The sequence below is a fragment of the Agrobacterium sp. 22-221-1 genome, assembly GCF_053522445.1.
The window spans coordinates 173,614-182,048 of record NZ_JBNWCL010000010.1 but is presented as its reverse complement, the minus strand read 5'-3'; the positions used below and the strand labels follow the sequence as shown (position 1 = coordinate 182,048).

General features: G+C 61.3%; 9 protein-coding genes. 3 read left to right on the top strand and 6 right to left on the bottom strand.

The genetic code is table 11. The annotated features are described in order from the left end of the window. Positions 1 to 341: 341 nt before the first annotated feature. The 4 genes from ACQZ5N_RS16945 to ACQZ5N_RS16930 are packed head-to-tail and all read right to left on the bottom strand — an operon-like array spanning position 342 to position 3,850. Entirely contained in the window at positions 342 to 1,100 is a 759-nt protein-coding gene (locus ACQZ5N_RS16945) for an ABC transporter ATP-binding protein (protein WP_003524721.1), read from the bottom strand. After that, positions 1,100 to 1,936 (bottom strand): ABC transporter ATP-binding protein, encoded by an 837-nt coding sequence (locus tag ACQZ5N_RS16940; RefSeq protein WP_448733570.1) that lies wholly within the window; start codon positions 1,934 to 1,936, stop codon positions 1,100 to 1,102. Before ACQZ5N_RS16940 ends, ACQZ5N_RS16945 begins: the two co-directional genes overlap by 1 nt. 4 nt (positions 1,937 to 1,940) lie before the next feature. Continuing rightward, positions 1,941 to 2,828, bottom strand: a complete 888-nt coding sequence (locus ACQZ5N_RS16935; RefSeq protein WP_196380496.1) for an ABC transporter permease — start codon at positions 2,826 to 2,828, stop codon at positions 1,941 to 1,943. Continuing rightward, positions 2,828 to 3,850: an ABC transporter permease gene (locus ACQZ5N_RS16930; RefSeq protein WP_020813122.1), complete on the bottom strand. Its 1,023-nt coding sequence runs from the start codon at positions 3,848 to 3,850 to the stop codon at positions 2,828 to 2,830. The genes ACQZ5N_RS16935 and ACQZ5N_RS16930 overlap by 1 nt, the downstream gene beginning before the upstream one ends. Positions 3,851 to 4,171: 321 nt before the next feature. On the opposite strand from ACQZ5N_RS16930, the gene ACQZ5N_RS16925 reads away from it, so the two are divergent. After that, positions 4,172 to 4,807: a LysE family translocator gene (locus tag ACQZ5N_RS16925; RefSeq protein WP_448733569.1), complete on the top strand. Its 636-nt coding sequence runs from the start codon at positions 4,172 to 4,174 to the stop codon at positions 4,805 to 4,807. Positions 4,808 to 4,834: 27 nt separating this feature from the next. Here ACQZ5N_RS16925 and ACQZ5N_RS16920 read toward each other — a convergent pair whose 3' ends face one another. Together ACQZ5N_RS16920 and ACQZ5N_RS16915 are read right to left on the bottom strand one after the other, a co-directional pair. Then, positions 4,835 to 5,566, bottom strand: coding sequence for a FadR/GntR family transcriptional regulator (locus tag ACQZ5N_RS16920; protein WP_035261197.1), 732 nt, complete (start codon positions 5,564 to 5,566; stop codon positions 4,835 to 4,837). Between the two features lie 96 nt (positions 5,567 to 5,662). Then, positions 5,663 to 6,649 (bottom strand): GlxA family transcriptional regulator, encoded by a 987-nt coding sequence (locus ACQZ5N_RS16915; RefSeq protein ID WP_448733568.1) that lies wholly within the window; start codon positions 6,647 to 6,649, stop codon positions 5,663 to 5,665. Positions 6,650 to 6,779: 130 nt separating this feature from the next. Here ACQZ5N_RS16915 and ACQZ5N_RS16910 point away from each other — a divergent pair, with 130 nt between their 5' ends. Together ACQZ5N_RS16910 and ACQZ5N_RS16905 are read left to right on the top strand one after the other, a co-directional pair. Continuing rightward, positions 6,780 to 7,607 (top strand): alpha/beta fold hydrolase, encoded by an 828-nt coding sequence (locus tag ACQZ5N_RS16910; protein WP_448733567.1) that lies wholly within the window; start codon positions 6,780 to 6,782, stop codon positions 7,605 to 7,607. A 26-nt stretch (positions 7,608 to 7,633) separates the two neighbouring features. Continuing rightward, on the top strand, positions 7,634 to 8,425 hold the full coding sequence (locus ACQZ5N_RS16905; RefSeq protein WP_448733566.1) for an SDR family NAD(P)-dependent oxidoreductase: 792 nt from the start codon (positions 7,634 to 7,636) through the stop codon (positions 8,423 to 8,425). The last annotated feature ends 10 nt before the right edge of the window (positions 8,426 to 8,435 follow it).

Here is an 8,435-nt window from a genome sequence, read left to right as displayed (position 1 = left end):
ATCGCCCGCAAACTGCTCGTCATCGCAAACGCCATGCTCAGGGATAAAACCACATTCAGGACACCCTGAGAATAATATCCGCCAATACAGTTGCCAGCCGACGCGCGTCTGCGCGGCGAGAAGAGTCCTTTCAGCCCAAGGACTTGGGCTGGCTGGATGCCGGATCAAGTCCGGCATGACGGAGGAGAGGCTCTGTTTGTCAGCAGCCCAAGGCCCGATCACCACCGGTCTTTTCTATTTGCGGCCGTCCCAAAAAAATGCCCGGCAGGGAGGCCGGGCAAGGAAGGAGGATGTTATTATCCGTGACGCCCCGGAGGAGGGCGGTCACGTTCTTGGAGCCCTCACGCGCCTTCATATTCCAGCGAGGCGCCGATCAGTTCGCGCGCATAGGGATGCGTCGCGCCATTGCCGGCGATGGCGTCGCGCGGCAGGATTTCGGTGATTTCGCCGCGCAGCATCACCGCGAAGCGGTCGCACATGTGATCGACCACGGCGAGATCGTGGGTCACCATGATGTAGGTGAAGCCGCGCTCTTCCCGCAGGCGCTGCAGCAGGTTGAGGATTTCCGCCTGCACCGAGACATCGAGCGCCGAGGTCGGCTCATCGAGCAGCAACAGTGACGGTTCGAGGATCAGCGCCCGGGCAATCGCCACGCGCTGCCGCTGGCCGCCGGAAAGCTGGTGCGGGAAACGATCCAGAAAGGCTACGGGCAGGCCGACATCGGTGATGACCTTGCGCATGCGCTCTTCGCGGTCACCGAGCTTATGGATCGCAAGCGATTCCGAAAGCACGGTGCGCACCGACTGGCGCGGATGCAGCGACCCGTAGGGGTCCTGAAACACCATCTGCAGCATGCGGCACCGCTCGATCAGCGGCATATCGCGCACCGACCTGCCATCGATGAGAATATCGCCGGTCCAGAAATCGTTGAGCATGGAAACGCAACGAAGCACGGTGGATTTGCCCGATCCGCTTTCGCCGACAAGGCCGAAACATTCCCCCGGCTCGACGCGGAAGGATACGGAAGGCAGCACTTTCAGCGCCGTATGGCCGCTGCCGAATGTGATGGAAAGATCGCGGGTTTCAACGGAAACGGCCATTACACTTTCTCCTCCAGCCATTCGGGGCGGCGGTCCAGCACCGCAAGCGGCCCGCGTGTGCCGCCAATGCGCGGCTGCGCCGCCAAAAGGCCGCGCGTATAGGGGTGCTGCGCCTGATCGAGATCGCGTGCGGCGAGCGTTTCCACCACCCGGCCGGAATACATGATAAGCACCCGGTCGCAGAAATTGCGCACGAGATTGAGGTCGTGGCTGATCATGATGAGGCCGATGCCGCGATCCCGCACCAGACCGTCGAGAATATTCAGCACCTGCAGCCGCACCGTCACGTCAAGCGCCGAGGTCGGCTCATCGGCAATGACGAGATCGGGGTCGGCGAGCAGCATCATGGCGATCATGACACGCTGACCCATGCCACCCGAAATTTCATGCGGATATTGCTCGTAAACACGGGCGACATCGCGGATTTTCACCGCATCGAGCATGGCCAGCGCCTTTTCCCGGGCCTCGGCTTTCGAGGCCTTGAAGTGGCGCAGATAGGTCTCCGTCACCTGATCGCCGACCCGGCGGATGGGGTTGAGGGAGAATTTCGGATCCTGAAGGATCATCGACATGCGCCGGCCTCGAACCTTCAGCATCTCCTTCTCATCGAGCGAGAGAAGATCGAGACCATCGAAATCCAGCCTGTCGGCGGTGATCGTCGCCGATGGCAGAAGGCGCAGCAGGGCGCGGCCGACGGTGGATTTGCCCGAGCCGCTTTCGCCGACGATACCGAGCCGTTCCCGGCCAAGGGTGAAGGAGATGCCGCGCACCGCCTCGGTGGGCGAGCCGCCATAACGGATGCGGAGATTTTCGACGTCGAGGATTGGTTTTTCCATGGCCCTATCTCCGGTTCATCTGCTTCGGATCGAGCGCATCCCGCAAGCCATCCCCCAGAAGATTGAAGGCGAGGCTGACGGAGAGGATCGCGATGCCGGGGAAGGTGACGAGCCACCAGCTATCCAGCATGTAACGCCGGCCGGTGGCGATCATCGCTCCCCATTCCGGTAGCGGCGGTTGCGCGCCGAGGCCGAGGAAACCGAGGCCGGCGGCGGTGAGAATGACAGTCGCCATGTTCAGCGTCAGGCGGATGAGGACCGAAGGCAGGCACATGGGCATGATCGACTTGACGATGATGCGCAGTGGCGATGCACCCTGAAGCCGCGCGGCGGCAATGTAATCCGCCTTGCGAAAAGTCATGGCTTCGGCGCGGGCAAGGCGCGCAATCGGCGGCCAGGAAGTGAGCGCAATCGCAATGATCGCATTGTTGAGGCTCGGGCCGAGTGCTGCGACGAAGGCGAGCGACAGGATGAGGCTCGGGAAGGACAGGAAAATATCCGTGATGCGCATCATCACCGTATCGAACTTGCCGCCGAGATAACCGGAAGCCGTGCCGACCAGAAGGCCGACGGGACCGACGATGATCGATACCAGCGAGATGATGGTGAGTGTGATGCGTGCGCCCCAGAGAAGGCGACTATAGATATCGCGTCCCAGCTCATCCGTGCCGAAGACGTGGCCATTACCCGGCGCCTGCAGCGTATTGGCGAGATCCTGCGCATAGGGGTCATGCGTCGCAAGCCAGGGCGCGAAAATCGCGGCGATGACCAGAAGCAGCAACACAGCCAGACCGAAGGCCGATGTCGGACTTTTCAGGAGGAAAACGACGATGTTCTTCAGCGCGTTCAAGGGCACCGGAAGGCGGAAGGGGGTTTCTGTACGGGCCGTCATCAGCGGGTCCTCGGATCGAAAAAGCGGTAGAGAATGTCGGACAGGAGATTGAGCCCGATGAAGATGACGCCGACGATGAGCACGCAGGTCATCACCGCATTCATGTCGCCGATGATAAGATTGCTGGTGAGATATTGCCCGAAACCCGGCCAGGCGAAGACTGTCTCGATTAGAACCGCCCCTTCCAGCAGCGAGCCGTAAGCAAGCGCAATGATGGTGACGAGCTGCACGCGGATATTGCCGAAGGCATGCAGCCACACCGTCTGTCGCTGAGACAGGCCTTTAACGCGGGCGGTCGTCACATATTCCTGGCCCAGCTGGTCCAGCATGAAGCTGCGCGTCATGCGAGTGATATAGGCCGAGGAGGAATAACCCAGCAGAGCGGCGGGAAGGATAAGGTGGTTGATGGCTGACCAGAAGACCTCCATATCGCCCGCAAGCAGGCTGTCGATAAGCAGAAAACCCGTCCGCTCCTCGACCAGACCGATATAGAACTGGTCCATGCGTCCGCCGCCGCCGACAAGGCCGAGATGGGCGTAAAAAACGATCAGCGCGATCATGCCGGTCCAGAAGATCGGCATGGAATGGCCGAACAGGCTGAGCACCCGCACCAGATGGTCCTGCCAGCGATCCTTGTTGACGGCGGCGTAAACGCCCATGGGAATGCCGAGGCCGGCACCGATCAGGATCGCAAAGGTCGCAAGTTCCATCGTCGCCGGCATGACCCTTATGATGTCTTCGATGACCGGTCGCCCGGTGCGGATCGAGGTTCCGAAGTCGCCGGTGAACACGTCTCCCAGATAATAGAAGAACTGTTGCCAGAGCGGACGGTCGAAACCGAGCGCGTGATAGACCTGTTCATAGGTTTCGCGCGTCGCATCCTCGCCCACAATCGCGCGCACGGGATCGGCGGGCATCAGGCGACCGATAAAAAAGGTCAGCAGCAGCAATCCAAGCAGCGTAACCGCAATACTTCCGATCTGGCCGGACAGGCCATACAGCGAAAGGCGTCTTTTTGACATGATTCCTCCCTTGCCAGAGATCGACCGCGCAAGTGATCAAGGCGCAATCCTGTCTGACAACTATCCGCAAGTTGTCACAGGTGTTGGAGGCTGTCAAGCGCATGCCAGCGAAATCCGTATTGGCCGAGGTTCGGAAATATCTGTACGGGATGGAAATTTCAGACCGGGCTCACCCCGCTTTCGTTTTTGTTTTGGGGAAAGGTGTCTGCGTTGCCGCAACCGCAAAAGCCTGTATTCTCCGTCTTGCGGAATGCGCGGATACCTGTCCCCAGGCTATGATGCCGATGGCGTCCGTACCTTCGGGGGGGGGGGGAGGAAAATATGGCTGACATGACGCTTCTGGCATTTGCCGTCGTCGCCTTTATTGGCATTGCGACACCCGGCCCTACCGTGTTGCTGGCGCTTGCCAATGGCTCTAGATTCGGAATACGCCGCGCCATGATCGGCATGGCCGGCGCTGTTCTCTCGGATTTCGTCCTGATCGGCGCAGTTGCGCTGGGATTGGGCGCCCTGCTTGCGGCCTCCGAATTCTGGTTCGGCGTCGTCAAATGGGTGGGCGTCTGTTATCTTGCTTTCCTCGGCGTCATGCTTTTGCGCTCCAAAGGCACGCTCGATGGCGCCCTTCAATCGGCAGAAGCCAGCGGTGCCGCCTCCGCCCGCTCGATTTTTCTCAAGAGCTTTCTCGTGGCGGTGACCAACCCCAAGGGATATCTGTTCTTTTCGGCTTTCCTGCCGCAATTCATCGATCCCGCCGCACCGCAGCTCCAGCAATACGCAGTGCTTGCGCTGATCTTCGCCGGCATCGATTTCATCGTGATGTTCGGATATGCCCTGCTCGGCTCGCAGGCAGTGCGGCTGTTGCGGAAATCCGGAGCCCTGTGGCTCGACCGGATTTGCGGCGGCGCGCTTCTGACGCTCGCCGCCTCGCTGGCCTTCTATCGGCGGGCGACCGCTTAACCCATTGACCTATAGGCCATTTCCTGATCACTCCACCGCGGTGCGGGAGCGCAGAAGCACCTTGTAGCGCTCAAGACTGCCGCGCAGATGCGCCGCCATATATTGGCGGGCGGCATCCGCATCGCCTTCGATGATGGCATCGACGATCTTCGCATGCTCCTCCTGGAGATGCAGGTTGTAATCCTTGGGACGCGACCCGGGTGCCGCACCCTGCAATTCGCCGCGGGGAATGATGCCGGAGCGAATGAGCTGAAGGAATTCCGGGAAACGCCTGTTCTGCGTCGCCTGTGCAATGGCCAGATGGAACTCGAAATCGGCGTCCCGCGTCGGCAGGCCGGCGGCGAGACAATCACCGACGCGCCGGTGCGCATCCACAATCGCCTCCACCTGCACGGCGGAACGGCGCGATGCCGCAAGCCCGGCGGATTCGACCTCGAAAACGGTGCGCAATTCCAGCAATTCGATCACCGAGGAAATTCGCCCCACGGCCAGATCGTTAAAGGGCAGCTCCTTGGCCGGTTTTACTTCGACGGCAAAAACGCCCGCACCCTTGCGTGCTTCAACGAGGCCATCGGCGCGCAGAATGGCGATGGCCTCGCGCACCACGGTTCGGCTGACGGAATATTCACGCGTCAGTTCGCTTTCGCTCGGAAGACGGTCGCCGGGGCGGAACACACCCTCCGACAGATCCCGCCGCAATGCCGAACTGATTTTCGCCGCGAGCGATACCCCCTGCTTCGTGCTGCTCTCAACGTCCATTCCGGCCCACCTGTTTTAAACTTGTCTGGCATGTTAGCAAACACCCGCCACATTGCAAGGGCCGGGCCTCCGCACCGCCGGGACGGCTGGCCGCCCTCACGCCGCAGCCATGGCCGAACTGCTGGAAAAGCGGCCTCTATATTCACCCGGTGAAAGGCCAAGAATGCGGTGGAACACCCGGCGAAAGGCGGCGGCATCCTCATATCCCACCGACCAGGCGATCTGATCGACCGAACGGCGGGTGAATTCCAGCAATTCCCGCGCCTTGCCGACGCGCAGATGCTGGACGTATTCGATGGGCTTCATGCCGGTCGCCGCCTTGAACCGGCGCAGGAAGGTCCGCTCCTCCAGCCCGGCATGGCCGGCCATGTCGGTAACGCTCGTCGCCCGCCCGGCGCGGGCCTGCAACCAGTGTTGCACCTTCAGGATAGGCTCATCGCCATGCGTCAGCCGCGGGGCGAAGCTGCTGTAATGGCGCTGTTCGCGCCCCGAAGGGTCGATCAGCAGGAACTTTCCGGTCTCGATCATCACCGAAGGCCCGAGCAGCCGGTCGACGATGCGCAGGCCAAGATCGGTCCACGCCATCAGCCCGCCAGCCGTGATGATATCGCCATCCTCGATGACGATCTTGTCGATCTCCAGCCGGATATCGGGAAAACGGTCACGGAAACGTTCGGCAAACAGCCAGTGGGTCGTGGCCGGGCGGCCGGACAGGAGGCCGGTCGCGGCGATGATGAATGAGCCGCCGCAACTGGCGGCCAGCGTCGCGCCCTGCGCGTGCCGGTCCAGCAGCCAGCGGGCGTAAGGCTCCGCTTCCTCGATTTCAGCAGGCCCGGTCAACCGGCCGGGTACGACGAAAATGTCGGGATGTCCCGGCCTGCCGGGCTCGGTGTCATGACAGCGGGAAAATTCACCGCCCTCGCCCATGCTCCAGTGGCTGACCCGCAATTTCGGCCCGCCGCGATCCTGTGAAAATACCGACGCGATGGCGAAAAGATCGGTGATGCCATGCACCATGGCGATCTGACAGTCCCGATAGAGGACCAGCCCCACTTCCAGCGCGCTTCCCGTTACACCTGCCATGCGCCCCATACCCCGTTTTGTCAGTTTCGGCTCGTTTTCTGTCAGAAGCGCCAATCCAGCCCCGGCGGCCTCCAGAGTATCTCTATTCCCACGGGACGCAAGCAAGCCCCCTGCAACAGGAGAGAGAGCCATGACAACGATCACCACCAGAGACGGAACGCATATTTTCTACAAGGACTGGGGCCGCAAAGACGGCCAGCCCATCATCTTTTCCCATGGCTGGCCGCTCAGCGCCGACGCCTGGGATGCGCAGATGGTGTTCTTCGCTAACAACGGTTTCCGCACCATCGCCCATGACCGCCGCAGCCACGGCCGCTCCGATCAGGTCTGGCATAACAATACCATGGATCAATATGCCGACGATCTGGCCGAGCTGATCGAACAGCTCGATCTTCACGACATCATTCTGGTCGGCCATTCCACCGGCGGCGGCGAGGTCACCCGCTATATCGGCCGCCACGGCACGGCCCGCGTCGCGAAAATCGCCCTCATCGGCGCAGTGCCGCCGCTGATGCTGAAGACGGAAAGCAATGCCATCGGCCTGCCGATCGATGTTTTCGACGGTATCCGCAAGGGCACTTATGACAATCGCAGCCAGTTCTTCAAGGATTTGACCATTCCCTTCTACGGCTACAATCGCGAAGGTGCCGTGATATCCGAAGGCATCCGCGAGGAATTCTGGCGGCAGGGCATGATGGGCGGCCTGAAAGGTCAGCTCGACAGCATTCGCGCCTTTTCGGAAAGCGATTTCCATCAGGACCTGAAGGCCTTCGACAAACCGACGCTGGTTCTGCACGGCGATGACGACCAGATCGTGCCGGTCGGCGCTTCCGCGCTTTCCACGGTCAAAATCGTCAAACACGCGGTCCTCAAAATCTATGAGGGCGCCGACCATGGCCTGACGCAGACCCATCAGGACCGGTTCAACGCCGACCTTCTCGCCTTCATCAACGCCTGAAACCGCCGCACAAAGGAGACACGGACATGACACAGAATACATTTCTCATCACCGGCGCATCGGATGGCATCGGCGCGGTCTATGCCGAACGTCTGGCAAAACGCGGCCATGATCTCATTCTCGTGGCGCGGCGCGCCGAAAAGCTGAAGGCACTCGCCGCACAGCTGGAAAAGGATCATCGCATCGCGGTCGAGGTTCTCTCCGCCGATCTTTCCAGGGCGGAAGACCTCGAAAAGGTGGAAGTGCGGCTGCGTGAGGACCGGCGGATTACCGGCCTCGTCAACAATGCCGGTATTGCCGGCGAGGGCGCAATCACGGCGCTGGACCCGGCCTATGCGACGACGATGATCAACCTCAACATTCTTGCCGTCACCCGGCTTGCGGCGGCCATCGCACCGCGCCTTGCCGTAGATGGCAAGGGCACGATCATCAACATCACCTCGGTCACGGCGCTGATGCCGGCGGCATTCACCGCCGTCTACCCGGCCACCAAGGCCTTTGTGCTTGCCTTCACCGAGGCGCTGCAGGCGCAGCTTTCGCCCTCCGGCGTGCGGGTTCAGGCCGTCCTGCCGGGCATCACCCGCACGGCGATCTGGGAAGAGGAACGGCTCGACGCCATTCCGGCCGCCATGGTCATGGATGTTTACGAGATGGTGGATGCGGCCCTTGCCGGTCTCGATCTCGGCGAAGCGCTGACCATTCCTTCCCTGCCGGATACGGCCGATCTCGAAAATTTCCTTGCAGCGCGCGCGGCGTTAAGGCCCAATCTGTCGCATGCACTTGCCGCCAGCCGGTATCGTGCAGCCAAAACCGAATAGAGGGAGACGT

What these genes read in the sequence shown, in the direction of transcription:
- ACQZ5N_RS16945 (WP_003524721.1), bottom strand. Translation starts at nt 1,100, where the DNA reads ATGGCCGTTTCCGTTGAAACCCGCGATCTTTCCATCACATTCGGCAGC.
- ACQZ5N_RS16910 (WP_448733567.1), top strand. Translation starts at nt 6,780, where the DNA reads ATGACAACGATCACCACCAGAGACGGAACGCATATTTTCTACAAGGAC.
- ACQZ5N_RS16940 (WP_448733570.1), bottom strand. Translation starts at nt 1,936, where the DNA reads ATGGAAAAACCAATCCTCGACGTCGAAAATCTCCGCATCCGTTATGGC.
- ACQZ5N_RS16920 (WP_035261197.1), bottom strand. Translation starts at nt 5,566, where the DNA reads ATGGACGTTGAGAGCAGCACGAAGCAGGGGGTATCGCTCGCGGCGAAA.
- ACQZ5N_RS16925 (WP_448733569.1), top strand. Translation starts at nt 4,172, where the DNA reads ATGGCTGACATGACGCTTCTGGCATTTGCCGTCGTCGCCTTTATTGGC.
- ACQZ5N_RS16905 (WP_448733566.1), top strand. Translation starts at nt 7,634, where the DNA reads ATGACACAGAATACATTTCTCATCACCGGCGCATCGGATGGCATCGGC.
- ACQZ5N_RS16930 (WP_020813122.1), bottom strand. Translation starts at nt 3,850, where the DNA reads ATGTCAAAAAGACGCCTTTCGCTGTATGGCCTGTCCGGCCAGATCGGA.
- ACQZ5N_RS16935 (WP_196380496.1), bottom strand. Translation starts at nt 2,828, where the DNA reads ATGACGGCCCGTACAGAAACCCCCTTCCGCCTTCCGGTGCCCTTGAAC.
- ACQZ5N_RS16915 (WP_448733568.1), bottom strand. Translation starts at nt 6,649, where the DNA reads ATGGCAGGTGTAACGGGAAGCGCGCTGGAAGTGGGGCTGGTCCTCTAT.